This window comes from Parasutterella muris, from assembly GCF_943193095.1.
In the GTDB taxonomy this organism is placed as follows: domain Bacteria; phylum Pseudomonadota; class Gammaproteobacteria; order Burkholderiales; family Burkholderiaceae_F; genus Parasutterella; species Parasutterella muris.
The window spans coordinates 69,821-94,880 of record NZ_CALPCV010000001.1; the positions used below are offsets into that span (position 1 = coordinate 69,821).

General features: G+C 51.5%; 25 protein-coding genes. 14 read left to right on the forward strand and 11 right to left on the reverse strand.

Annotated elements, in window-relative coordinates; translation table 11 throughout:
• Positions 1-4: 4 nt before the first annotated feature.
• The gene (gene argB / locus NFR90_RS00355; RefSeq protein WP_160334199.1) at positions 5-901 is read right to left on the reverse strand and encodes an acetylglutamate kinase; all 897 of its coding nucleotides are present in this window, start codon (positions 899-901) and stop codon (positions 5-7) included.
• Between the two features lie 108 nt (positions 902-1,009).
• On the opposite strand from argB, the gene NFR90_RS00360 reads away from it, so the two are divergent.
• Positions 1,010-1,216, forward strand: a complete 207-nt coding sequence (locus NFR90_RS00360) for a heavy-metal-associated domain-containing protein (protein ID WP_160334198.1) — start codon at positions 1,010-1,012, stop codon at positions 1,214-1,216.
• 58 nt (positions 1,217-1,274) lie between these two features.
• Here the strand turns inward: NFR90_RS00360 and dksA are convergent, their stop codons facing one another.
• The 6 genes from dksA to NFR90_RS00390 form a co-directional block, all read right to left on the reverse strand.
• Complete coding sequence (gene dksA, locus NFR90_RS00365; RefSeq protein ID WP_160334266.1) at positions 1,275-1,724, reverse strand: RNA polymerase-binding protein DksA; 450 nt, start codon at positions 1,722-1,724, stop codon at positions 1,275-1,277.
• A 181-nt stretch (positions 1,725-1,905) separates the two neighbouring features.
• A complete protein-coding gene (locus NFR90_RS00370; protein WP_160334197.1) occupies positions 1,906-3,030 on the reverse strand; it encodes a CobW family GTP-binding protein in 1,125 nt (374 codons plus the stop codon).
• A gap of 309 nt (positions 3,031-3,339) precedes the next feature.
• Entirely contained in the window at positions 3,340-4,566 is a 1,227-nt protein-coding gene (locus NFR90_RS00375; RefSeq protein WP_160334196.1) for a class I SAM-dependent rRNA methyltransferase, read from the reverse strand.
• A 7-nt stretch (positions 4,567-4,573) separates the two neighbouring features.
• Complete coding sequence (locus NFR90_RS00380) at positions 4,574-5,263, reverse strand: DUF484 family protein (protein ID WP_160334195.1); 690 nt, start codon at positions 5,261-5,263, stop codon at positions 4,574-4,576.
• Positions 5,263-6,114, reverse strand: coding sequence for a diaminopimelate epimerase (gene dapF, locus NFR90_RS00385; protein WP_160334194.1), 852 nt, complete (start codon positions 6,112-6,114; stop codon positions 5,263-5,265). The genes NFR90_RS00380 and dapF overlap by 1 nt, the downstream gene beginning before the upstream one ends.
• 77 nt (positions 6,115-6,191) lie before the next feature.
• A complete protein-coding gene (locus NFR90_RS00390; protein ID WP_160334193.1) occupies positions 6,192-7,088 on the reverse strand; it encodes a lysophospholipid acyltransferase family protein in 897 nt (298 codons plus the stop codon).
• Between the two features lie 216 nt (positions 7,089-7,304).
• Between NFR90_RS00390 and metK the strand changes: the two genes are divergently transcribed.
• On the forward strand, positions 7,305-8,498 hold the full coding sequence (metK, locus tag NFR90_RS00395) for a methionine adenosyltransferase (protein ID WP_251449799.1): 1,194 nt from the start codon (positions 7,305-7,307) through the stop codon (positions 8,496-8,498).
• Positions 8,499-8,613: 115 nt separating this feature from the next.
• Complete coding sequence (locus tag NFR90_RS00400; RefSeq protein WP_251449801.1) at positions 8,614-9,912, forward strand: tryptophan--tRNA ligase; 1,299 nt, start codon at positions 8,614-8,616, stop codon at positions 9,910-9,912.
• Here NFR90_RS00400 and NFR90_RS00405 read toward each other — a convergent pair.
• On the reverse strand, positions 9,890-10,483 hold the full coding sequence (locus NFR90_RS00405) for a 5-formyltetrahydrofolate cyclo-ligase (protein WP_160334190.1): 594 nt from the start codon (positions 10,481-10,483) through the stop codon (positions 9,890-9,892). The two genes, NFR90_RS00400 and NFR90_RS00405, sit on opposite strands and share 23 nt — an antisense overlap.
• Before the next feature lie 20 nt (positions 10,484-10,503).
• Here NFR90_RS00405 and NFR90_RS11590 point away from each other — a divergent pair, with 20 nt between their 5' ends.
• A complete protein-coding gene (locus NFR90_RS11590; RefSeq protein ID WP_160334189.1) occupies positions 10,504-11,610 on the forward strand; it encodes a tRNA nucleotidyltransferase/poly(A) polymerase-related protein in 1,107 nt (368 codons plus the stop codon).
• Here NFR90_RS11590 and NFR90_RS00415 read toward each other — a convergent pair.
• Positions 11,584-11,775, reverse strand: a complete 192-nt coding sequence (locus tag NFR90_RS00415) for a DUF2905 domain-containing protein (protein WP_160334188.1) — start codon at positions 11,773-11,775, stop codon at positions 11,584-11,586. The genes NFR90_RS11590 and NFR90_RS00415 overlap by 27 nt on opposite strands.
• Positions 11,776-11,830: 55 nt before the next feature.
• On the opposite strand from NFR90_RS00415, the gene NFR90_RS00420 reads away from it, so the two are divergent.
• The 4 genes from NFR90_RS00420 (at position 11,831) to NFR90_RS00435 (ending at position 14,166) form a co-directional block, all read left to right on the forward strand.
• Positions 11,831-12,220: a dihydroneopterin aldolase gene (locus NFR90_RS00420; RefSeq protein WP_160334187.1), complete on the forward strand. Its 390-nt coding sequence runs from the start codon at positions 11,831-11,833 to the stop codon at positions 12,218-12,220.
• Entirely contained in the window at positions 12,220-13,080 is an 861-nt protein-coding gene (gene ttcA, locus NFR90_RS00425) for a tRNA 2-thiocytidine(32) synthetase TtcA (RefSeq protein WP_251449803.1), read from the forward strand. The genes NFR90_RS00420 and ttcA overlap by 1 nt, the downstream gene beginning before the upstream one ends.
• A 152-nt stretch (positions 13,081-13,232) precedes the next feature.
• Positions 13,233-13,688, forward strand: coding sequence for a CBS domain-containing protein (locus tag NFR90_RS00430; protein WP_160334186.1), 456 nt, complete (start codon positions 13,233-13,235; stop codon positions 13,686-13,688).
• A 10-nt stretch (positions 13,689-13,698) separates the two neighbouring features.
• On the forward strand, positions 13,699-14,166 hold the full coding sequence (locus tag NFR90_RS00435; protein WP_160334185.1) for a YbhB/YbcL family Raf kinase inhibitor-like protein: 468 nt from the start codon (positions 13,699-13,701) through the stop codon (positions 14,164-14,166).
• 112 nt (positions 14,167-14,278) lie between these two features.
• On the opposite strand, the gene ppk2 is transcribed toward NFR90_RS00435, so the two are convergent.
• Complete coding sequence (gene ppk2 / locus NFR90_RS00440) at positions 14,279-15,466, reverse strand: polyphosphate kinase 2 (protein WP_160334184.1); 1,188 nt, start codon at positions 15,464-15,466, stop codon at positions 14,279-14,281.
• A gap of 46 nt (positions 15,467-15,512) precedes the next feature.
• Positions 15,513-16,421, reverse strand: coding sequence for a 16S rRNA (cytidine(1402)-2'-O)-methyltransferase (rsmI, locus tag NFR90_RS00445; protein ID WP_160334183.1), 909 nt, complete (start codon positions 16,419-16,421; stop codon positions 15,513-15,515).
• A 1-nt stretch (position 16,422) separates the two neighbouring features.
• On the opposite strand from rsmI, the gene NFR90_RS00450 reads away from it, so the two are divergent.
• The 6 genes from NFR90_RS00450 to NFR90_RS00475 all read left to right on the forward strand — a co-directional run bounded on the left by NFR90_RS00450 (position 16,423) and on the right by NFR90_RS00475 (position 25,045).
• Positions 16,423-17,574: a type 1 periplasmic-binding domain-containing protein gene (locus NFR90_RS00450; RefSeq protein ID WP_251449805.1), complete on the forward strand. Its 1,152-nt coding sequence runs from the start codon at positions 16,423-16,425 to the stop codon at positions 17,572-17,574.
• On the forward strand, positions 17,571-19,400 hold the full coding sequence (locus NFR90_RS00455) for an ATP-binding cassette domain-containing protein (protein WP_251449807.1): 1,830 nt from the start codon (positions 17,571-17,573) through the stop codon (positions 19,398-19,400). The genes NFR90_RS00450 and NFR90_RS00455 overlap by 4 nt, the downstream gene beginning before the upstream one ends.
• A gap of 67 nt (positions 19,401-19,467) precedes the next feature.
• Positions 19,468-20,019 carry a hypothetical protein gene (locus NFR90_RS00460; RefSeq protein WP_251449809.1) on the forward strand — a complete coding sequence of 184 codons (552 nt, stop codon included), beginning with the start codon at positions 19,468-19,470 and terminating at the stop codon, positions 20,017-20,019.
• A 195-nt stretch (positions 20,020-20,214) separates the two neighbouring features.
• The gene (locus NFR90_RS00465; RefSeq protein WP_160334179.1) at positions 20,215-22,083 is read left to right on the forward strand and encodes an AMP-dependent synthetase/ligase; all 1,869 of its coding nucleotides are present in this window, start codon (positions 20,215-20,217) and stop codon (positions 22,081-22,083) included.
• A 32-nt stretch (positions 22,084-22,115) separates the two neighbouring features.
• Positions 22,116-23,459, forward strand: coding sequence for a coproporphyrinogen III oxidase family protein (locus NFR90_RS00470; RefSeq protein WP_202074505.1), 1,344 nt, complete (start codon positions 22,116-22,118; stop codon positions 23,457-23,459).
• Between the two features lie 233 nt (positions 23,460-23,692).
• The gene (locus NFR90_RS00475) at positions 23,693-25,045 is read left to right on the forward strand and encodes a [Fe-Fe] hydrogenase large subunit C-terminal domain-containing protein (RefSeq protein ID WP_160334178.1); all 1,353 of its coding nucleotides are present in this window, start codon (positions 23,693-23,695) and stop codon (positions 25,043-25,045) included.
• Positions 25,046-25,060: the final 15 nt, after the last annotated feature.

A 25,060-nucleotide genomic window follows, 5' to 3' on the forward strand; every position in this document is an offset into this window, starting at 1 on the left:
GATGCTAATTTGCTCTGATCATGGTTCCGACACCCTGAGGCGTCAGGATTTCCAAGAGGAGGCAGTGGTCAACCCGTCCGTCGATAATGTGGACAGCCTTGACTCCGTTTCTGGCCGCCTGAAGAGCGGATGAGATTTTCGGATACATTCCGCCTGAGATTGTTCCGTCGGCAAACAGAGCGTCAATTTCTCCGGAAGAAAGACCGGTAATGAGGTTTCCTTCCTTGTCGAGGACGCCCGGGGTGTTAGTCAGCATGACTAACTTTTCTGCGTGAAGAACTTCTGCGATTTTTCCGGCGACTACGTCTGCGTTGATATTGTAGGAAAGTTCATCCTCGCCGACTCCGATCGGAGAAATAATCGGGATGAAAGCGTCATCCTGCAGAGCTTTAACGACGGACGGATTAACGGATTCGATTTCACCGACTCGGCCCACGTCGTAAAACTTTGTGGGATCCTGAATATCCTGCAGTTTAAGTTTTCTGGCTTTAATGAGCCCTCCGTCCTTACCGGAAAGACCGACAGCCTGACCTCCGAAGCTGTTGATGAGTGTTACGAGATCGCCCTGTACCTGTCCGGAGAGCACCCATTCCACGACTTTCATTGTTTCGTCGTCAGTGACGCGCATACCCTGTATGAATTCGCTTTTTTTGCCGACCCGGTTTAAAGCCTCGCCGATCTGCGGGCCGCCGCCGTGGACGACGACAGGGTTCATGCCGACTAATTTCAGCAGAACGACATCGCGGGCGAAGGCTCTTTGAAGGCGTTCGTCGGTCATTGCATTGCCGCCGTATTTAATGACGATTGTTTTGCCGTGAAATTTTTGGATAAACGGGAGGGCTTCCGACAGTATCTCTGCTTTCAGCTGAGCCGGAACGGATTTTGTGCTGAGGTTTGTCATTGATTTCTTCCAACAAATCGGGCTGTAAGTTATTGGCGGTTCTGAATAGTATCACTTCGGAGCGCTAGAATCGCAACACGAATAATCCATTATTGGAGGTCTAAAACGATGGAACAAAGTTTTGAGTTAAGCGGTGTCCACTGCATGCATTGTGTTGCCCGTGTCAAGAAAGCACTTGAACCTCTTGCGGAAAAAGTTGAAGTTACGCTTTCCCCCGCGATCGCAGTTCTGACAGTTAAAGAACCCGTATCAACGGAAAAAGTCAACGAGGCCCTTTCAAAGGCCGGAGATTACTCTGCTCAGCCTCTGAACTGATTTTCGTACTTTTGGACAAAAAGAAAACCGGATGTCTTTTGGGCACCCGGTTTTTTTATTAGTTGCCGTAGAGCTTCTGACGAAGTTCTCTTCTCTGCTGAGCCTCAAGCGAGAGCGTTGCGGTCGGGCGGGCGAGAAGACGAGGAATACCGATCGGATCGCCGGTTTCTTCACACCAGCCGTATTCGCCGTTTTCGAGTCGGCGCAGCGCCTCCTGAACTTTTTTAAGGAGCTTGCGTTCTCTGTCACGGGTTCTCAGCTCAAGTGCATGTTCTTCTTCGATCGTGGCACGGTCTGCCGGATCGGGAACAATGCTGTTCTCGCGCAGATGTTCGGCTGTCTCGCCGGCGTTGCTGCGAAGCTGAGCTTCTCTTTCTTTGAGCAGGTGCTTAAAGAAAGCCTGCTGAGCCTCGTTCATGTAGTCGGATTCAGGCATGTTCAGAAGTTCTGCCTGAGTCGGAATAGTAATTCCGTCGACGACAATCTTTTCTCCGGTCTGGGAGCCCATTGTCTTTAACAGATACTCAGCAGCCTTCTGCGCAGCCTTTTCGCTGGTTTTTGCGTCCGTTCCGTTCTGATCGGCCTGTACAAGAGGAGCGAGCTCAGCGGCTTCTTTGAGCGCTTTTTGAGCAGCAGATTTACGTTTAGTCGCCATGTTTCTTCTCCCTAGCGGTTTTTAGATGAGTTAATTAAACCAAGCAGGTTTCGAGTCCCTGCAGAATCGCCTTTTTAGGCAGGCGGCGGCCGATGAATACAATTTTGTTTGTCGGTTTCTGATCACCCCAGGGCTTGTCCAGATCAGCAGCCATCAGCATATGCACACCCTGGAAAATCATGCGTCTGTCGGTTCCGGTCATATACAGCACACCCTTGTAGCGGAGCATGTCCGGACCGTATACCTGTGTCAGAGTCCGCATATAGCTGTCAAGCCGAGCCGGATCGAACGGCTTGTCGGATTCAAATACGAACGCTGCGATTTCGTCATCATGACGCGGATGATGATGGTGATGACCGCAGCTGCATGTCTCTCCCTCCTCGTGATGATGTCCGCAGCTGCACTCTCCGTCGTGGTCGTGATGATCATGATTGTGGTCGTGATCGTGGCCGCAGCAGCAATGATCGCCATGATGGTGGTGTTCGCCTTCTTCCTGAGCCTCTTTGAGGAAGTCCGGGTCGAGCTCGAGTGCAGCGTCAAGGTTGAAACCGTGAATGTCGAGCACTTCGCGGATGTCAACATTGCCCATGTTGCATTCGATAATCGGAGCGCGCGGGTTCATGCGGTGCAGACGCGCGCACAGATCATCAACAATTTCCGAGTCGACCAGATCGACCTTGGAAAGAAGGATGCGGTCGGCAAATCCAACCTGAGCCTGTGCGGGCTCCTGCTCATCAAGAGTACGTCCTCCGTTCAGAGCGTCCACGACGGTGATGATTCCATCGACCATATAGAATTGGCTGACTTCTTCATCCATGAAAAACGTCTGTGCGACAGGGCCCGGATCAGCCAATCCGGTCGTCTCAATAATGACGCGTTCGAACTGTGCTGAGCCTTCTTTTTTCTTTTCCATTAAACGAATAAGGTTTTCAGCCAAATCACCGCGAATCGTGCAGCAGATACAGCCGTTATTCATCGTGATGATTTCTTCGTCCTCATTGCGAACCAGAAGATCGTTGTCGATGCTTTCTTCGCCGAATTCATTTTCGATGACGGCGATTTTCTGTCCGTGTTCCTCAGTAAGGATTCTGTTGAGAAGCGTCGTTTTTCCGGCGCCAAGAAAGCCGGTGATGATTGTTACCGGAATCAACTTGTCCATAGCTCCCCCTTAATCGTTTGAACAAAATAGAAAAATCTTTGAGGCCATTTAATTTGAACAGTGGGTTATACAGCAACATTCTTATTAATGCAAGAGTTAAAAAACCAAGCTGAGAAAACCAAATTTAAAACAAGTCCCAATCCTTAAGAAAACCGATTCAGCCGCTTTAGTTTTCAGGGCTTAAGGAAAGAGAAAACTTAAATTGAGCCGGTGTTTTAAACGAATTAGGTATTTTCCATGTCACTGAGCTTTACAAAAAAACAGGCTCGAAATTTTGTTTATCAAGCCTGAAAAAAGCGTTTGTCAGAATTAAGCCGGACCTCTGGAGAGCAGATGAAGACCTTTCAGGTATTCTCCTTCCGGGTGAGTCATCAAAAGCGGGTGATCCATACCTGCGCCAAGACGCTGAATCATCCATGCGTCCACTTTGGAGTCAATGACGGCGCCGGCGATAATTTTCTGGAAGAGGTCCACGTCAATGGCGCCGGAGCATGAGAAAGTCAGCAGATGGCCGTCATCGCCAAGGATGCGCAGCCCGTTAAGGTTAATGTCTTTGTACGCTCTGGCGGCTTTCTCAACATGGTGGTGGCTGGAGGCGAATTTCGGAGGATCAAGAATGACCAGATCGAACTTCTCTCCCTCATCGCGGAATTTCCGTAGCGCTTCGAAAACATTCGCTTCGATCCATTTCATACTGCCGTCGTCAAAGCCGTTTCGCTTGGCATTTTCTTTAGCCATGGTCAGCGCATCTGCTGAGGAGTCAATCGAGACAACTTCGTCGGCGCCGCCCGCTTTCAGCGCCAGAGAAAAGCCGCCGGTATAGCAGAAGCAGTTCAAAGCCCTCAGGCCCCTGCCGTGTTTACGGCGGAACGCCTCGGCAAGTTTACGGGCGAGCAGACGGTTGTCGCGCTGATCCACATAAAAGCCGGTTTTATGTCCTTTGCGTACATCCACGCCGTATTTGATCCCGTCTTCAACGATTTCGACTTCTTCGGGCGGTTCGTTCCCTTCGAGTACTTCCTTGCGCTCTGGCAGGCCTTCTCTGGCGCGTGTTGCCGCGTCAGAGCGGTCATAGACCTCGGAAATACCGGTGTGCCTGACGATCGATTTGCCGATTTCAGCTCTCCAGTATTCGACCCCGGCAGACTGGAACTGCGTCACGATCTGGTTGTTGTACTGATCGACGATGAGTCCGGGCAGAAAATCAGCTTCGCCAAAGATCAGACGAATCGCGTTTGTTCTGCTGCGCAGAGGTTCTCTTGCGGCGATCGCCAGACGGATTTTTTCATCAATCCAGTTTTCGTCGATAACGTCGGTTTCGTTAAAGGACCAGCAGCGGGCGCGCAGCGCGGACTCCGGAGAGAATGCCGCCCATGCTAGGAAGTTCTTTTTGCTGTCCTGGACGCGAACGGTCTGACCGCTCTTGGGACGTCCGGATGCAGACGCGACTCCGGTCGCATACACCCAAGGATGACGGCGCAGCAGGGCGCGTTCTTTACCGGGTTTCAATGTAATAGTAGCAATAGACTGTGTCATTTGAGTTTCATTCGGTAAGTGGAGCGAGGGCGGCCTCGCAGACTCGGGAAGCGCCTCTGAGGAACGGCTCCCGCTGAGCTGCGGAGAATTTCTTTTCGTCGGGATCGCAAAGACAGATAAGCCCGAAGGCTTTGCCGTCCTGTTTCTTCAGCGGAAGAAGAAGAACTCCGCGCGTCTCTGACGGATCTACCTTGAGCCATGCGGCGATCTCATCTCCAAAATTTTTCCCGGCAAAGGGGCCTTCCATTTGCGCAATGGACTCCTCAATCTCCGGTCCGAGACGCTCCGCATAGGGGAAGAAGGCAAAATTTGGACGTGCCGGCCAAAGTCGAATTAATCCGTACGAAGCGTCGAAGGCATTCTTGAAGAACTCGAGTGCCGTATCCGGAAGTCCGATATTGTCTTCGCAGGCAAGCAGTGAAATTGCCAGATCCAAAACGGATTCGGTGTCTTTTGCTTCTGAAAGCGCCTTTTCCCGAAGCTTATTTTCCTCTTCCCGAACTTCCATGGTCGTGAGCGTTGCCCGAAGAACTTCGTTCTGGCACTCGATAATAGAGCGTGTACCCTCCCGATTTTGTCTCGGGAAGCTCATATGAGAGAAGACGTCGGGGTGGCGTCGAAAGAAATCCGGGTTGTCCGTCAGGTAATCGATGACAAATCGGACAGCTTTCTGATTATCTTCAAGTGAGTAGTTCATTAAAGTTCGATCTCGCTGTCAAATAGGTAAACGGCAGGGCCGATAAGTTCAACGTTTTCACCTTCTCCTTCCCACTGAAGCGTCAGATCGCCGCCTCGGTTGTGAAGCGTTACGGGTGATTCCATGAACTGAGCGTGAATGCTGGTGACTGCGGCCGCGCAGTTCCCGGTTCCGCAGGCGAGTGTTTCTCCGGCACCTCGTTCCCAGACCCGAACTTTGCCTTCATGGGGATTCATGATTTCCAAAAAGCCGACATTGACGCGACGGGGGAAGGCCGGATGTTTTTCGATAAACGCGCCGAGCTCAGCAACCGGCGCGCCGGCAGCGTCGTCGACAATGATCGTGACATGCGGATTGCCCATTGAGCTGACGGAGAACCACCAGAGTTCGCCCTTGAAGCGGATTGCCCACTGAGGCTCACCATTTACTTCTCTTGTCGGCAGTCCGGCGGGATTAAACGGAAGGTCTGCCGGGGTAAAAGACGGCATTCCCATATTGACTTTGACCGTTCCGTTATCGAGCAGTTCGGGCTCAATGACGGATTTCATCGTTTGGACGCGGATTTTTTTCTTGTCCGTCAGTTTTCTTTGGCTGACATATTTAACGAAGCAGCGCGCGCCGTTGCCGCACTGTTCGACCTCTCCGCCGTCTTGGTTAAAGATTCGGTATTTGAAGTCGACAGAGTTATCATCGGGTTTTTCAACAACCAGAATCTGATCGGCACCGACGCCAAAATGGCGGTCAGCCAAATGTCTCAGCTGCTTTTCTGTGAGGGAAAACGGTTTTTCAGTGCAGTCAAGCACCACGAAGTCGTTTCCTGCTCCGTGCATTTTCGTGAATTTAATTTTCACAGCGTCCTCAACGGATAGTTAATCTCATCATTCTACTAATGCGTAAGCGCAATCCGCGTATTTTTCGCAATAGCAGCCTAATAAACAGGCGGTTCTCCCTGCGGCCGCGTTTTAAAGCGGCGATGTGTCCACAGATATTGGTCCGGATGTCTGAGGATAAATTGTTCGAGTTCCCGATTGAGGCGTTCGGTGTCCGCGACGGGATCATCCGTCGGAAAATTCTCAAGCGGGTCCGACAGATGCATGATGTAGCCCTCGTCGGTTGTTTCAGCGATGCCCCAGATCACTTTTGCCTTAGTCAGCTTTGCCAATTTAGAGACCATGGGCAGTGTCGCGGCCTGAACTCCGAAAAACGGGACAAAGACGGAATTTCGTTCTCCGTGGTCCATATCGGGAAGGTAATAAAAAGGCAGGGGCTCACGAATGACACGGATGACTTGTTTCATCGCGGAGTTGGATTTTGGAATCAGGACCGGATCGGAGAATCGCTTGCGGGCGTCATAAGCCCATTTATCCCAAATGGGGTTGGACTGAGTCTGATAAAGCGAAGCGCCGCGTCTGAAGGTATTGATTGCGATACCGCCCGCATCCAGACCGACAAAGTGCGGGGCGACAACGATAAGCGGACCCTCATCACACAGTTCCAGGAATTTCTCTTTTCCGGTGAATTTGACCATTGCCTGTACCTGCTCGGCGCTTCCCTTGGCCAGTACGCTGTGGTCAAGCGCGGCACGCACGAGGTTCCTGAAGACTTGTTTCGCTGTGGCTGTGCGTTTTTCTTCGGTCCAATCCGGGAAACACAGCCTGAGGTTTGTAAGGGCGATATGGCGTCGGCGCGCAAGCACGTACCAGGTGACCGTGCCGAGGAAATCGGCCAGAGCGGTCCGCGAGGACTGCTTCCAGCTGACCATCGAGTTCACAATCCCGACACAGGTGCGGGAAATGATTTGATTAAGTGCAGATTTCTTCGCCACGTCAGTCTTTAAGATAAAAAAATGTTAATTTGCTAAATTTTCTTTCCAAGCTAGGGTATTGGACTTGAAAAGCCGATGCTCGAAGATTATAGTGCTGAGTTCGCCGAGTTAAAGGACAACTTGCGGGGCGATATCGAAATTCCGCTAAAGCGTCCGGAAGCGTGCTTCCGCGACGCTGTCTCCTTTGGTTAAATTTTTATTGGAGTACAGCAAGACATGAAACAATCCGCCAAAGAATATCTTTTTACCTCCGAGTCTGTGTCGGAGGGACATCCCGATAAAGTAGCCGATCAGATTTCCGATGCGATCCTTGACGCCATTTTGGAACAGGATCCGACGGCACGCGTTGCGGCTGAAACACTGTGTACGACCGGCACTGTGATGCTGGCAGGCGAAATTTCCACGACAGCCAATGTGGATTTTCCCTCAGTGGTTCGCAACACGCTGAAGAGAATCGGCTATGACGACAGCAGCTACGGCATTGATCATAAAGGCTGTGCTGTTCTCGTCGCCTTTGACAAGCAGTCTCCCGACATCGCGCAGGGTGTTGATTCCGCGCAGGACGATCCTTTGGAAAAAGGCGCCGGCGACCAAGGTCTGATGTTCGGCTACGCCTGTGACGAAACTGACGCGCTGATGCCTGCTCCGATTTATTACGCTCATCGCTTAGTTGAACAGCAGTCTTTGATGCGCAGAACCGGCGAAATGCCTTACCTGCGTCCGGATGCCAAGAGCCAGGTCACGATGCGTTATGTTGACGGTCGTCCCGTCTCGGTAGAAACCGTGGTTCTTTCTACTCAGCATGCGCCTGAGATGAGCGACGGAGACAAGATGAAGCCCGAATTCATCGAAGCCGTGATTGAGAAGATTGTGAAGCCGGTATTTCCTCCGGAAATGCTTCGCGACACCAAGTATCTGATCAATCCGACAGGCCGCTTTGTAATCGGTGGCCCTCAGGGCGACTGCGGTTTAACCGGCCGTAAGATCATTGTGGACACCTACGGCGGTGCCTGCCCGCACGGCGGCGGTGCCTTCTCCGGCAAGGATCCGACCAAGGTTGACCGCTCAGCTGCCTACGCATGCAGATACGTGGCTAAGAACATCGTTGCCGCAGGACTTGCCAAGCAGTGCCAGATTCAGGTCGCTTATGCCATCGGCGTTGCCAACCCTGTGAATATCACTGTTTATACCGAAGGTACCGGCGTCATCCCTGATGAAAAGATTGCCGAACTCGTCCGTGAACATTTTGATCTGAGACCTGCAGGCATCATCAAGATGCTTGATCTGCAGCGTCCGATCTACTCTAAGACTGCCGCATACGGTCATTTCGGCAGAGAAGAGCCAGAATTCACTTGGGAAAGAACGGACAAAGCAGAAGCGCTGCGCAAAGCTGCCGGCTTGGCAGACTAAAATTTCGCGATAAGCGTTCAGTGGGAGGCGGACGAAATCCGCCTCTTTCTGTTTTAGCGAACAACTAATTAAAATCCAACTATTCAGTGAAACAGATCGAAGTAAGGAAAGATCGATGACAGTACGAGTTTTAACAGGTGTTACGCCAAGTGGTACTCTTCATTTGGGCAACTATGTGGGCTGTATTCGTCCCGCGATTCAAAAGAGTCTTGCAGCCGGTACGGAGAGTTTTTATTTTCTTTCTGATTACCACGCCCTGATCAAGACGATCGAGGATCCGGATCGAATTGAAAAGAGCCGTATTCAGATTGCCGCTACATGGCTTGCCTGCGGTCTTGATCCGAATCGCGTTCACTTTTATCGACAGAGCGATCTGCCGGAAACTTTGGAATTGGACTGGATTCTTAACTGTCTGACTTCCAAAGGGCTGATGAATCGTGCGCATGCATATAAGGCCAAGGTTGAAGCGAATGAACGCGACGGAGAAGATCCCGACAATAATGTCACAATGGGTCTTTTCTGCTATCCGATTCTGATGGCGGCCGACATTCTGATTTTCAAAGCAAATTTGATTCCGGTCGGAAGAGATCAGATTCAGCACATTGAAATGTGCCGTGATATTGCCGCTCGCTTTAACATGCTTTACGGCAATGGCAAAGAAATCCTTCCGCTGCCCGAGGCGCTGATTGACGAGGAGGTCGCGGTTCTTCCTGGTCTTGACGGGCGCAAGATGAGCAAGAGTTATGACAATGTCATTCCTTTGTTTGAGGGCGGAGAGAAGGCGCTGAAAGAAGCGATTATGAAAGTGGTCACGGATTCCAAACTTCCGGGCGAGCCGAAGGATCCGGATTCCACATCGCTGACTCAGCTCTATGAGGCGTTCGCGACGCATGAAGAGCGTGAGGCGTTCCGCAAGGCGCTTCGTGAAGGGTTGAGCTGGGGAGAGGCCAAAGAGATCGTTTTTAGCACAATTAACGGTGAAATCGGTCCTATGCGCGAAAAATATGAAATGTATATGCGGGAGCCGGAAGTCGTAGAGAAGATTCTTATCGAAGGCGTGGAGAGGATTCGTCCGATGGCCAGAGAACTCGTCGCTCAGGTGCGTGAGGCGGTCGGCCTGAGAGCATTCCGAGCTCTTGAAAATAAAGCGAAAAAAGTTAAGACGCGCAAGGGCAAGTGTGTGGTGAAGCAGTATCGGGAGAAAGACGGACTCTTTTACTTCAAGCTGGTTGATGCCAGCGGAAATCTTCTGGTGACAGCGGGAGGCCTTGCTTCCGGCAAGGAGACCGGAGCGCTGGTTAAGCAGTTTAAGGCTCAGGGAATGGCGGCGCTGACTGGCGTCTTTAATGAACTTGCCGAGTCGGTTTCCGAGCAGCAGGTGCAGGAAGCGCTTAGAGAGCTTGCGGAGGAATAGTGTGAAGAGGTGCTGCTTTGACGGCACCTTTTTCCGTAATGATCCAGTCCATTGCGGCATCGAACGGTTCCGTCTGAAACTGCGCGGCGGCAAACTGTGAAAAGCAGATCCCGACGGTTAACGGGCGCGGATCGGCCTTTTGGAGATAGCGGTCATAGAAACCGCCTCCGTAGCCGAGGCGGTGCCCGAGAGGATCGACGCCGACGCATGGGACCAGCAGAAGATCCGGAGCGGCGCACTCCGTGTTTTGCGGCTCGGGAATTCCAAATTTCCCCTGAATCAGCTTCTGCTGCGGCAGCCATTGGCGGAAAATCATTTCTTTGCCGACCGTGACAGGAAGGTAAAGTTTTAGCCCGCTTTTCTCAGCGCTCAGTCGAAGGGCAGCCGGCCGAATATCGGGTTCGCTTCCGATAGGATAGAAGAGTCCGATGGTTTGAGTCGTCGCCCGGCTCAGCCAATCTGCTGCGGACTGACAAAGTTCGGCATTAAGTTCGGCCCACCGGTTTGATTTTTTAAGTGTGTTTCTCTGTTCGAGCAGTGCGGCGCGGACAGTTTTCTTATTTGACAGCATAGGATTCGACAGAGTTCGGAATGAAAAAATATATTGTAGGCGGCTGGGTACGGGATAAGCTTCTTCAGGAAAGAGGCTTTGCGGTTCGGCCCTCCGATCGTGACTGGGTTGTCATCGGAGCGACGCCCGAGGAAATGATCTGTCAGGGCTATACGCCCGTGGGCAAAGACTTTCCCGTTTTTTTGCATCCGAAAACTCATGAAGAATACGCCTTGGCGAGAACAGAACGCAAGAGCGGCAATGGTTATAAGGGCTTTGTGTTTTATACGGCGCCGAACGTCACTTTGGAGCAGGACTTGTATCGGCGCGATCTTACTGTCAATGCTATCGCGATGGATGAGAACGGGCATGTGACCGATCCTTACGGCGGCTGCCGGGATTTGGAGGCAAAAGTGCTTCGAAACGTCAGCGACGCGTTCAAAGAGGATCCGGTTCGAGTTCTGCGCGCGGCGCGCTTTGCTGCGAAGCTGCCGGATTTCACGATCGCCGACGAGACGAAGCGCCTGCTCAGATCCATCGTTGAAAGCGGAGAGACGGACTATCTCGTGGCCGAGCGTGTCGGGCGGGAACTCATGAAAGCGCTGCATGAGGCAAAGCCTTCACGATTCTTTGAGGTTTTGAAAGACTGCGGTTATCTCTCAAGCTCCTTTCCCAAGTGGCGTCTGACATCTAAGACGATGGATCTGACTGATGCGGCAGATGACTCCTATACAGAGTCGGAGCGCTTCGCGCTGCTTTTTCTCGACACAGATCCGAGCGCTCTTGGAGAGATCTTTAAGCTTTTACGCGTCTCTTCAGAAAATGAGGACTTGGCGTTGCAGTTTAGTCGAACGCTTCATGGCGCCGAGCTTCGAAGCGGTTCTGCAGAGGAGGTGCTCGAGTCGTTAAAGCGAAAGGACGCACTGCGCCGTCCCAAGCGTTTTGCTTCTCTGATGAAGCTCTTGGAGAGCGCTTCGGCCATAAAGGATCAGGCGTTTTGGCTGGGCGCCGCTGAGGCGCTTATGAGTGTGGATATGAAGGCCGCGGCAGAGGTGGCAGAGGATAGAAAGGAAATCCCGCAGGCGATTCGTGCGGCTTCTTTGAAGGCAATTGAAGCTTACTTAAAGGAATTTGCCGATCAGCATTAAGACAACTGCGATCAGCATGGTACTGGCAATAGGAATCTGAATCTTTCTGCCGAAAACAGAAAGATTCAAGTCGCCCGGCAGTTTTCCAATGCCGAGTTTTTGAAGCCAGGGGATTGCTGAGGTCAGAACGCAGAGCCCGATAAAAATAGTTAATATCCATCGCATAGTTAGATTTTACACATCCGTGCAGTGAGGACATCCTGTGGTTTTCGACAATTTAATGTTCAGCGGACAGCTGAGAAAAGTCATCATAAAGAATTACATTGCTCAGGCCCAAATCGGTGTTTATGAACATGAGAAAAACAAAGTCCAGAAAGTAAGATTCAATGTTGATCTTTATGTGCGAAAGGCGCCGGGGATTCCTCGTGAATTCAGCGAGGTATACAACTATGACTTAGTTCCCCAGGTGATTGAAAAGACAATAGCGCGTGGGCATTTTGATCTTCAGGAAACGCTGATCGGGGAGATTGCCCGAGAGTTGCTGAAGGATCAGGAAGTTGCTGCGCTGCGCATCCGAAGTGAAAAACTTGAGGTATATCCGAATGCGGAGTCGGCGGGGATAGAGGAGTTTTTTGTGCAGGATGATTCGCAGAGACCGAAGGAGTGCTGATGGGAGCCGAAGAATTTCAGAAAGTAGAGTTTAAAGAGTCCGAGGGCGGACAGGAAGATAAACCGGCGCGTCTCTCGTTTGAGAACCGAAAGCTCGAGAAGCGTCTGGTGCGTCTTTGCGCCAAGGCCATTACCGACTTCAACCTGATTGAGGACGGTGACAAAGTTATGGTGTGCATCTCAGGCGGCAAGGACAGCTATGCGCTGCTTGACGCTCTGATTCGTCTTCGCGGCAGAGCGCCGATACACTTTGATCTGCTTGCGTTCAGTCTGAATCAGCATCTTCCGGATTTTCCGCTGGATCGGCTGAAAGCCCATTTGGAAAAGAGCGGTGTTCCTTATCACATTGAGGATCAGGATACTTTTTCGATTGTGAAGTCGAAATATCCGGGCAGTAGGAATCTGTGTTCTTTGTGTTCCCGTCTGAGACGCGGCATTATCTACCGGGTAGCGCGTGAGCAGAAGTGTACAAAGATTGCGCTTGGTCATCATATGGACGATGTGGTCAGCACGCTGATGCTGAATATGTTTTACGGCGGGCGGCTGAAAGCGATGCCGCCGAAGCTTTTAAGCGACGCGAAGGAGCATATTGTCATTCGTCCGCTGATTTATTTAAGAGAAAAGGATTTAGCCCGCTGGTGCCGTGTCAATGGTTATGACGTTATTCCGAAGATGTGCGGCGCTGATGACGTCTGCCGTCGTGAAATGAAGGCGATTATCGAGCGAATGGATCGGCAGACGCCGGGTCGGGTGGAAAACATCTTTAGAAGTCTTACCCATGTCGCTCCGTCGCATCTGGTAGATGAAAACCTGTTTGACTTTAAGGATCTCAAAGCGTCTCCTTTTGAGGACGAACAATAGAGAAACCAAGTCGATGAGAAGCCTTTTGCTGTCGGGTTGCTGACTGTCGCTACTTGCGTGAGAGGCGCTGTCTCTTTGCTAAACTAAAAATGAGACATAGAGTTTATTTGAGAAGCCGGGTTCTAAACCGGTTGATTTGATTAGAGGTACAAATGAGAGCTCGCTCATTAAAGATTATTGACTTGGCGGTGCATCATGTCGCAACGATTGCTGCCGGAACTCCGCTTTTAAATGCGGCAAAGGAAATGCGTTCGCAGCATGTCGGCAGTTTAGTCGTTGTTGATAAAGACTATCATCCCCTTGGCATGCTGACTGACCGCGACATTACTCTGGAAGTCGTTGCGCTGGAAAAAGATGTTCAGGCCCTTAGTGTGGATGACGTGATGAGTTCTCCGGTCTGCACCGCCAACTCCAATGAAACAGTGGTTGACGCGCTTGCCCGCATGAGAGAGCAGGGCATTCGCCGCCTTCCGGTGGTTGACGACAACGGACGTCTCTGCGGGATTGTGACGGCCAACAATATTGTGGAAGAAATCTCCGAACAGCTTGACAGCGTGGTTCGTGCGGTTAAGTCTTCCAAGACAAGAGAACAGGCTCAGCGCCCGTAAGAAGGACGATATGCTGATCAGCAGTCCCAACTTCAGCAACGGCGGGATGATCCCTCGAAAATTCACTCAGCAGGGAGAAGATATTTCTCCTGCGATTGAGATTACGGATTTGCCTGAGGGAGCCAAATCGATCGTTCTGGTCTGCATGGATCCGGATGCGCCGGATCCGCAGGCGCCGAAGCGGACATTTATCCATTGGATTGTCTACAACCTGCCGGCGGTTCCGCTGTATCTTCCTGAAGGAGCCGACCCAAAGGTGCTTTATCCCAATTGTTTTCAGGGACTGAACGACCGTGGGAAAGTGGGCTATATAGGGCCTAAGCCGCCGATTGGAATACACCGCTATTATTTCAAAGCGTTTGCGGCGGACTGCTGGCTGAAGTTTGAAAAGACGCCCTCGCTCAAAGAGATCTACTACAGTCTGGACGGTCGTGTCGTGGCCATGGCGGAATACATGGGACGCTACAAGCTGCTGTAAAGCAGATCTGTTTATGATCAAGCCGCGTACTGCGGCTTTTGCTGTTTTTAGACAATAAAAAAGACCGCAGTGCAGTGACGGTGCGGTCTTTTATTTTTAGAGACAAAGAGGCTTATTTGCCTTTCTTCTTTGAATCTCTCTGCACGCCGACGAGGCTGTTGCTAAGCTGAAGAAGGATATCGCTGTGCTCACCCTTTTCGTAGATGGTGTTGGCTCGGCCGAGGATTAACGGATCGATGGCGCCGATCGCGTCAAGATCCTTGTCGGTGTAGGGCAGTGAGTGCAGAACATAGCGCATCGCGTTCAGGCGTGCGCGTTTTTTATCGTCACTCTTAATGACGGTCCAGGGAGCGGCGACCGTGTCGGTGTTCAGGAACATCGCTTCTTTGGCTTTTGTGTAGTCGTCCCATTTATCGAGGGAGGCCATATCGATCGGAGAGAGCTTCCAGCGCTTGAGCGGATGAACCTGGCGCTCTTTGAAGCGTCTTCTCTGTTCTTTACGGCTGACGGAGAACCAGAACTTAATCAGATAAATACCGCTTCTTGTAAGAAAACGCTCAAATTCCGGGCATTCTCTCATGAACTCGAGGTATTGTTCATCGGTGCAGAAGCCCATAACGCGTTCTACGCCGGCGCGGTTATACCAGGAACGGTCAAAAAGGACGATTTCGCCGGCGGTCGGCAGATGCGGAACGTAGCGCTGGAAGTACCACTGACCAAGTTCTCTCTCAGTCGGTTTTTCCAGAGCGATCACGCGTGCGCCGCGGGGATTCAGGTGCTCCATGAAGCGGCGGATTGTGCCGCCTTTGCCTGCAGCATCGCGTCCTTCAAAGAGGATTACAACGCGCTGTCCGGTTTCCTTAACCCAAGTCTGCAGCTTGAGAAGTTCGACCTGAAGAAGATACTTTTCTTTTTCGTAGAGCTTGCGGCTCATGCGGTTTTTGTACGGATAGCCGCCGTTTTTCCAGTCTTCGTTCAGTTCGTTCTCGCTAACGACAGGTTCAGGCTTGGAAGAGGCGTCTTTAACTTTCTCACGCTGCACCAGAGCCTTGAGAATCGCTTTGCGGTCGGCAGGAGCTTCTCCGTCGAGAATCGAGATCAGAGCCGCCATTTCATGCTCATTGGCGGCGGCCGTCATTTGTTTGGTGACGTAAGTTTCGGCTTCGGCCTCTGAGGTGATCGGAGAAGACGTGATTCCTTCGATCTCTGTCTGGAAAGGATCTTTCTCGTCAGCTTCCGGCTGAACGGCAGCCTGCTGGTTCGGTTCGGGTGTCTCGACCTTGTTCTTCTTACTGGACATTTAACATCTCCTTCTGCAGAAATTCCGTCCTGACCGCTCGCGACGGTTAAGAGGAATTTTTCTTGCTCAATATATAGTTATAGATAATTTTTTTGGATAAACCGGAAATCTTACTGGCAACTGCCGCAAGCTGTCCAGTTGGAAGCAGCGGAATAAGGTTATCCAACCATTCTCTAAGCTCCTGGCTTAACTCCTCTTCGGTATTTTTCTCTTCCGCATTTACTAAAACTACATACTCTCCTCTAGGCTCATGATGCTTTGACCAGTCAGTCAATTCGGAAGCGGTTAATGATTCGATATTTTCGAATTTTTTTGTCAGTTCTCTTGCGATGGCGATTTTTCTCTGCGCGGGAACATTTTCGGCGAGTTCTTCCGCGAGTTTAAGGATACGGTGCGGCGCTTCGTAGAGGATGAATGTGCGTCCGCCGGAAACGAGTTTGGCGATTTCGTCCCGACGTTCCTTTTTACCGCCGTGAAGGAAGCCGTGGAAAACGAAGCCCTCAGGCGCCATACCGGCAGCGGACATGGCCGTGACAACGGCACTTGCGCCCGGAACCGGAATGACGCGATAGCCGTGCTCACGAACAATTGCGACGCTTTTTGAGCCGGGGTCCGAGACTGCGGGCGTGCCCGCGTCCGTCACCAGTGCGACTCTCAGTCCCTGAGAGAGGTACTCGAGGATTTTTTCCGTTCCTTCATGCTCGTTGTGCTGGTGCACTGGGAAGAGCCGTCCCTGTATATTAAACTTCTCAAGTAATTTCTTAGTTTCTCGGGTGTCTTCAGCCGCGATGAAATCTGCCTGAGAGAGCGTCCAAAGCGCTCTCAGCGTGATGTCGCCGAGATTGCCGATTGGCAGTCCTACGATATAAAGGGCCGGAGCGGGAAGATCCTGAGATGCAAGAGAAATGCTGTCGAGTATTTTTTCAATTTCGAAGCAAGGTTTCGAGGAGTCCATTTTGACCTCATTGGTTAGATGCCGTTTAATTAGCTTAACTGCTGTCCTGGCGGTTTCCTTATCGATGAATGCCGTCGCTCAGGAAAGTTCAGGCTCTGCGCACACGGATGAAGCGGTGCAGAGACAGAAAGTGGCATTGATTGTATCGCCGAAGGGCAGCCCTTTGTGGCAGGCTACGAACCCTTTGCGGGCAGGTATCCGGGCAGCCTACGAGCGAGTAAAGGATAAGTATGAGCTGGTGGAGTTCACTTTGAGTGAACCGTCGGCCGTACGTGATGTTTTAAACTCCGCTGCGGACGCAGGCGCGATGCTTGCGATCGGTCCGGTTTCAAAGCCGGCGGTGCAGGCGGTTTCAGAGCTTAGTTATCTTCCTCTCCCGGTGGTCGCGATTAATCGAGCGCACACGGAGCGCGTCCCCGAGCTGATGCTCACGCTGGACATGTCGGTTGAAAGCGAAGCCGAGCAGCTGGTTAAGATCGCGCTTGAGAACACTGCTTCGGAGCAGAACGCGGCAAAGAGTTTTGTGATTTTCACGACTGGCAGCGATTATGACGACAAGCTTGCCCGAACAATTGAGCGAGAGCTTGCAAAGTCCGGCGTGTCCGCTGAACGCCGAAGTATTTCCCCTGAGCAGCTGAGTTATCTTCGTCAGGAAATGCGCGGAAAGAGCTTCCGAGGCGTTTTCTTTGCGATGAGCGCACAGCAGGCAAGTCTTTTAAGGCCCTATATTCCGCCGGAACTTCCCGTATTCGGAACAACGTACACAAGTCCTCTGCATCTGCAGGATCGTATGCAGGCAAAGACCCAAGCCAATGATCTTGTCGGCATGGTTACGCTTGAACTTCCCGCAGAAACAAAACTTCCGCTCTCGTCCTACTCCGGTTATATGAAGGTGTACGACAAGATGAGTCAGGAAGAGCGGCAGATGTTTGCCGTGGGCATTGATGCCTGGCAGGTTGGAGAGCAATGGCTGAAGTGGGCCAAAGATTTTTCATTCTCGGAAAGCATGAGCGGCAGACTGACCTATTCCGGTGAAGACGGACAGCGTGTTATTCGTCAGCTTGACAAGGCGGTGGTGAATCCTTCGAAGACCGGTTCCGCGGAAGAAGATTTAGTGCAGTTCACCGAAGATGCCGGAGATGCAGGATTATGAGTCTGATCTCGATATTGCAGGCTCACCTGGCCTGGGGGGACAAGCCTCTTCTTGATTCTGTCGATCTGACGGTTGAAGAAGGGCAGAGAATCGGATTGATCGGACGAAACGGGACAGGAAAAAGCTCCCTGATGAAAGTGCTTGCCGGGCTGGAGAAACTTGACGACGGAACGCTTCACATACAAAACGGTTTAAACGCGGTTTATGTGGAACAGGAACCCTTTTTTCCTGAGGCTCCGACGCTGATGGAGTCGCTTGTTCTTCGCGGCCGCTTTGATGACATTGCCGACAGTAAATACCGTTGGCAGCTGCAGAGCAGATTATCGGAATATCTGCATCGCTTCGGTCTGGATGAAAATGCGGATCTGTCCAAGGCATCAGGCGGAGAGAAGAAAAAAGCGGCGCTTGCGCTGGCGTTTTCCCTTGAGCCGGATCTTCTTCTGCTGGATGAACCAACCAACCATTTGGATATTGACGCGATCGAGCTGCTTGAAGAGATTATTCTTTCCGAGTTTAAAAAATCCCGCTCACTGGTAACGGTTACGCATGACCGAGCCTTTTTGAACCGTATCGTTGACTCTATATGGGAGCTTGATCGAGGCGTTGTGCGCCGCTATCCCGGAAATTTCGAAGAATACCAGACGCGCAAAGCGGCCGAGCTTGCGGACGAAGAGAAGGCGCGTCAGAACTTTGACAAAGTGTGGTCGCAGGAAGAGGCTTGGATTCGCCGAGGCATTGAAGCGCGGCGCACGCGCAATGAAGGCCGCGTCAGACGGCTTGAAAAGATGCGTGTTGAACGAGAAAACCGCAGAGACCGTTTGGGTGTGGTTGATCTGAACATCGACGCAGGTGAGCGAAGCGGCAAAATCGTTGCCGAATTGACTGACGTTTATAAGAGTTACGGCGGCCGCTGCCTGATTAATGATCTGACCATGCGCGTGATGCGCGGCGATAAGCTCGGACTGCTCGGACCCAATGGGGTTGGAAAGAGTACGCTGATTAAAATTATTCTCGGGCAGGTTGCTCCGGATGAGGGCACGGTCAAACTCGGAACCAATCTCCAAGTCGCCTATTTTGATCAGCTTCGAACGGAACTGGATCCGGATAAAACGCTTCAGGAGACGGTTTCTCCGGGCTCCGACTGGGTTGAAGTCGGCGGAGTGAAAAAGCACATTGTCGGCTACCTCGGGGATTTTCTCTTCCCACCGCATCGAATGAACGTCAAAGTCGGCAGTCTCTCAGGCGGTGAACGCAACAGACTGCTGCTTGCGAAACTGTTTGCCAAGCCGGCAAATCTTCTTGTGATGGACGAACCGACCAATGACTTGGATATTGAATCCGTCGAGATGCTTGAGGATACGCTGAGCAGTTATCCCGGTACCGTACTGATTGTGTCTCACGATCGGCAGTTCATGGATAACGTCGCTACGTTTGCGATTGCGCCGGACAAGAACGGCAAGTGGACCTCGTATGCGGGCGGCTATGAAGAATGGCTGCGCTGGCGGGCAAAAGAGGGGAAAGAAGAGAAGAAGACGGAAGCGGCAAAAGAGGCTCCGAAAGAAAAGTCTGTTAAGCCGAAACGGCAGCCCAAGGGCGGATTGACCTATAAGGAGAGACAGGCTTTGGAGGCGCTGCCCGCGGAAATTGAAGCGCTTGAGACACGGCAGAACGAGCTGATTGAACAAATGCAGTCCCCCGACTATGCCGCAAAGAGTGCGGAAGACAAACTGAAGCTTGGGGACGAACTTACGGATGTCGGCAGCTGTCTTGAGCAGAAGTATCAGCTCTGGGAGCAGTTGGAAGAAAAACAATCTCTTGCAAAATAATTTGAGATTTTCGGGCTGATAAAGTCCAAACTATTCGTATAGAACAGAAGCAAAAGAGGAGGTCTCTATGAAATCTAAATTATTAAAAGGGGTCTTTACCGCTTCCATCATGTGTCTTGTATTGAGCGGATCGCTTGCTGATGCTCGTCCCGGCGGCCCCGGCCACGGCGGTCTGGGCTTCCGTCCCGGTCCTCCTCCCGGAGGTCCCGGTTTTCGACCGGCCCCTCCGCCTCGCTATCACCACGGCGGACCCTGGCGCCACTTCGGCAGAGATGTCTTGGGCGGAGCTTTGACATTAGGGCTCGGACTCGGTGTGGCCGGAGCCATTAGCAATGCTTTGTCGCCCACGTATGTTGCGCCAAGCTATGTTCCTCCGGCTTATCCGGTCACTGCGGCCGTACCGACTTACACAGCACCAGTGGTGGCGCCTGTCGTGACCGCGCCGACGGTTATTCCGGCTCCGGTTGTGACTGCGCCTGTTGCAGCCCCGGCACCTGTTGTTGTTTCACCTGCGCCGTCGGGAAATACGATGTATTGGTGCCAGGCCAGCAAGAATTTTTATCCTTTCGTGACGGAGTGCAGCTCCGGCTGGGAGGTTAGGATTATGCCGGCCAATTAGCCGAAACATTCCTCTCTTGGAGAGCCGCGTTCAGCGGCTTTTTTATTGACCTTTGCCGGCAGACATCAAGCCGCACCCGCTTGATTGCGCATTTTTCGAAAAAAGAAGAAATTTTTTCGCTGCGGATTTGTTAGGGTAAACACGGATTTTTTACGTCGTTAAATACTTATTTTTATGTTTAGCCTAGCAGGTATTATGGGAGATAGTATCGTGACAGATAGCAAGGAAGAGCGAGCTAGGGCTCTTGACGGGTTAACAACACTGTGTGAATTTTTCCAGAATCGGGTCTGCAAAGGGCCTTCGGACGAGGCTTTACGGGAATTCAACAAATCGACAAAGGAATGGGTTTCCGTTACCTACAGCGAGCTTGGAGAAAAAGTTTTGAGCTGGCGCAAAGCTTTTGCCGCTCTCAACCTGAAGCGAGGCGATCGTGTCGCGATGCTTTTGCCCAACGGCGTCAATGCTGTTTGTTTTGACCAGGCGGCGATGGCCAATACTCTTGTCCCGGTCCCGCTGCACGCAATTGATACTCCCGCATCGAGCGCATATATTCTCCAGGACAGCGGCGCATCCGTTCTTGTCACCGACAAAGTTTCCAAGTGGGAAAAAATTAAAGAAGCCGGATTTGACCTTTCGGCGCTGAAGAAGGTCATCATTACCGATGATGAAGCGCCGTCAGGCGGTATGGTCAGCGCGCTTGCGGCCTGGCTTGCGTCGGCCTCTCAGAATGCCGATCTTCCGGACTCTCCGACCGAGCAGGATTTAGCCTGCATTGTGTACACCTCCGGAACGACCGGCAGACCCAAAGGCGTCATGCTGACACACAAAAACATTACGAGCAATGTTCGCTCTACGCTTGCTCACGTGAAGCCGGAAGTCGGTGATATCTTCCTCTCTTTTCTTCCTCTTTCCCATATGTTTGAGAGGACGGCGGGCTACTATCTCGCGCTGGCAACCGGCTCTACGATTGTTTTCAATCGATCGCTTCAGTACTTGGCGGAGGACTTCAGGATTGCCAAACCCAATGTTCTGATTTCCGTTCCCCGCGTATATGAGCGTATCTACGGAAAGCTCAATAAAGTGCTTTTGGATAAAGGTCCTGTCGCCAAGAAGGTTTTCGAAACGGCAGTGAACGCCGGCTGGAGAGTGTTCTGCAGAAAGAATCGAATTCGGGTGGCGTCGTCAGTGCCCCCGCTGATTGATTCAGTGACGAACAAACTGATCGGCGGGAAAATTTCCAGGACGCTTAAATCCCAGTTCGGCGGCCGTCTTCGTGTTGCGATCAGCGGCGGGGCATCTTTGAATCCGGAAGCGGCAAAAGTGTTTTGCGGACTCGGTCTTCCCGTCATTCAAGGTTACGGCATGACGGAGACTTCTCCGATTATCAGCGGAAATAACGTAACGGATAACGATCCGGCCACGGTTGGAAGAGCGCTGAAGGATGTCGGAATTCGTTTAGGCGACAAGGACGAGATTCAAATTAAGGGCGACTTGGTGATGCGCGGATACTGGAATCGCGAAAAAGAGACCAAGGAAGCCTTTACGGAGGACGGCTGGCTGCACACAGGAGATCAGGGCCGTTTTGATGAGGACAGGCGTCTGAAAATTGTCGGCAGAATCAAAGAGATTATTGTGACGTCGACCGGTGAAAAGATTTCTCCGGTGGATATCGAGAGTGCGGTGGAAACGCTTCCTTTGGTGAACCAGTGCTATGCCGTAGGAGACGGGAAGCCCTATATTGGAGTATTGGTTTCCTTGGATTGCGAGCGGTGGAGCGCTCTTGCTTCTTCGCTGCATTTGGATCCGAAGGATCAGGTTTCGCTCACCGCAAGCAGCGCCAAGAGCGCGGTGCTTCAGCAGGTAAAAAAGGCCTGCAGGACCTTTCCGGCATACGCTGTGCCGCGAAATGTCACGCTTACGCTGGACGAGTGGACGATTGACAACGGTCTGCTGACACCGACGCTGAAGCTGAAGAGAAAGCCCATGAACGAAAAATACGGATCGCTGATTGATGACATGTATATGGGGGCCAAAAAAAGTTCACATGCCGCGAATAACCTATAATTCTCGGTCGAACTAACGTAGTAAGAGTCATCATGGAAAAATCAACGGAAACGATCCGCACTGCGTACAAAGGAAACGCAAAGCACGAGAAATCAGAAGCAATTGCACCGGGCTGGATGCTGAGGGCGACCGAAGCGGTCATGCAGTACTACCTGGACAAAAATCTGACTCTGGATCCCTGCATTCTTCAGGAGTTTCCCAAACCGCAGGAAGGTCATCAGTACATGATGTACGCGCACATTCCTTTCTGCAAGACGCTTTGCTCTTACTGCACATTCCATCGTTTTCTGTTTAAAGAATACAAAGCCCGTGAATACTTTGTGAACCTGCGCAAAGAGATACAGTCGGTTCATGACATGGGGTACAACTTTACTTCGCTTTATATTGGCGGCGGTACGACAACTGTTCTGATGGATGAGCTTGTTAAGACGATCGAGCTCACCCGTACGCTCTTTCCCGGCATCAAGGAGGTTTCCTGCGAGACGGATCCTCAGGTAATGGGCGATCCGTCCATTTCGATGCTTAAAGGATTAGTAGACCGCATGTCGATCGGTGTACAGAGCTTTGACGACGGAATTCTGAAGATGACCGAGCGTGATAAGTTCGGTACCGGCAAGCAGGTTTTCGACTACATCCAAAAGGCTCAGGAGCTTTTCCCGATCTGCAACGTTGACATGATCTTCGGTTTTCACGGACAGACCAACGAAGTTCTTCGTTCGGATTTAGCCAAACTGCTTGAGCTGTCGCCGCGTCAGATTACTACTTATCCTCTGATGGTGACGAGCCAGACAAAACGCAGCGTCAAGGACAAGATCGCAGCGCCCCCGGAAATTATGGCTGAGCAGTATCGAATTATTCTTGATACGCTCTGCCATGACTACACGCAGCTTTCAAGCTGGGCGTTCGGCAAGTCCAACAACGAGGGATTTGACGAATACGTTATCGATAACGACGAATATCTCGGCGTAGGCTCCGGAGCGTTTAGTTTTCTTGGTGACACGCTTTATGTGAATACATTCTCACTGAGACGCTATAACGAGCGCATCGGATCGGGAAGAAACGGTGTTGAAAGAAAGCGGACGTTTGATAAGTTCAATGTACTTCAGTATCGTCTTCTTTTAGGTCTTTTCGCAGGGCGTCTGAACCGCCGCTATTTCAAAGAAGTGCACGGCGTCAATCTGGATAGAGCTTTGTTTAAAGAAGTTCTGGGACTGAAGCTGGCAGGTGCCATTAAAGAGAATCCGGACGATCCCAACCAGTTTATTGTGACTGACAGAGGCAAACTGCTGGGACTGGTCATGATGAAAGATTTTTACTCGGCGATGGATAATATTCGCGCAGAACTGAGAAAACCTCTCAAAGAATCAGATATGTAAGACGAAATGTCCGATTAAGAGATATGTCTTATCGGATAAACCCTTATTTTTCCCATTTTCCAAGGGTAACTACCTAGACTTTACGTATTAGACCAATTGAGTCGATGTAACTCAGCCCGTAAACTGATGTATAAGGTTTTTATATTGGTCCGGCTGTCACTTTTGTGTACAGCGTAAACAAGAATTTTTCGGATCAAATTTTTATTTCCCATTTCAAGCTCTGGAGTTGAAAGATGGCTACTATGAACGTAGTGACTTTCCGTCCGCCGCAAGGCTGCCGCGGTGAAGACGGACCGGAATATCAGGGTAATTTCCGCAAAGGCGAACTGCGCGGGATTATTAAGATTAACAAAGACAACTGTGTCGGCTGCGATACATGCCGCAAATTCTGCCCGGTTGATGCGATTACCGGCGGTCTCGGCAGCATTCATAAGATTCGTGATGACGCATGCGTTAGCTGCGGACAGTGTCTGAGCGCATGTCCCTTCGGCGCGATTGAACAGATGTCCTTCGTCGAGGACGTTCTCAAGGTTTTGGACGATCCGAAGAAATTCGTGGTTGCTCACCCGTCTCCCGCGGTTCGCGTGGCGCTTGCTGAAGAATTCGGCGGCCAGCCCGGCGATCTCTGCACCGAGCAGATGCTTAACGCTTTCGAAAAAGCAGGTTTCACTGTTTACGACGTGAACCAGACCGCTGACCAGACTATTCTGGAAGAAGGTACGGAATTCATTAAGAAAGTCAGATACTGGTGCTTAGGCGAAAGAAGCCCTGAAGTGAACCAGATGGCTCATCATCCGCTGCCGCATTTCACCAGCTGTTGCCCCGGCTGGGTCAGAAACATGGAAATTAACTTCGCTTCTGCGATTCCTCATGTTTCCACAACTAAGAGCCCGGTTCAGATGGGCGGCGCGCTCGCCAAGAGCTGGGCTGCCAAGCACATTTGGAACAAGGATCCCCGCGATGTCGTGATGGTTGCTGTTACTCCCTGTACAGCCAAGATTTACGAAGCGAGCCGTCCTGAGTTTGTCGACGCATGGAAGTGGAACGTGGAACACGGCTATCTGCCCAAAGACACTCCCGCCTTCCCCGATATCGACTACAGTCTGACCACTCGTGATATCGCCGAACTTCTGCGCCGCAAAGGTATCAATCCGCTCACAATGCCCAAGACTCATGAAGTCAAGACAATGGAAAAATACACCGGTGCCGGGACGATTTTCGGCTGCTCCGGCGGTGTTATGGAAGCGGCTCTGCGTACAGCTTACGCAATTCTCTCTGGAGAAGAGCTCAAAGATCCGGACATCATCACAGTTCGCGGTATGAACAACTCCCTCGTTGAAGCCACTATTCCGATTCCTCTGAAAGCTCAGGGCGGAAAGATCTTCGAACTTCGCGTTGCGGTTGTAAACGGCGCGCTGCAGGATCTGCACAAAGTTATGAAGATTATCAACGAAGACAAGGATCGCTGGCACTTCATTGAAGTTATGAACTGCCCCGGCGGCTGTGTCAACGGCGGCGGTCAGCCGCTCCAGGGCGCCGGTTCCGCTTGGCTCGCTCCGACAACTCCGCTGCCTGTCAAACTCTAACTAGGGTGAATATCA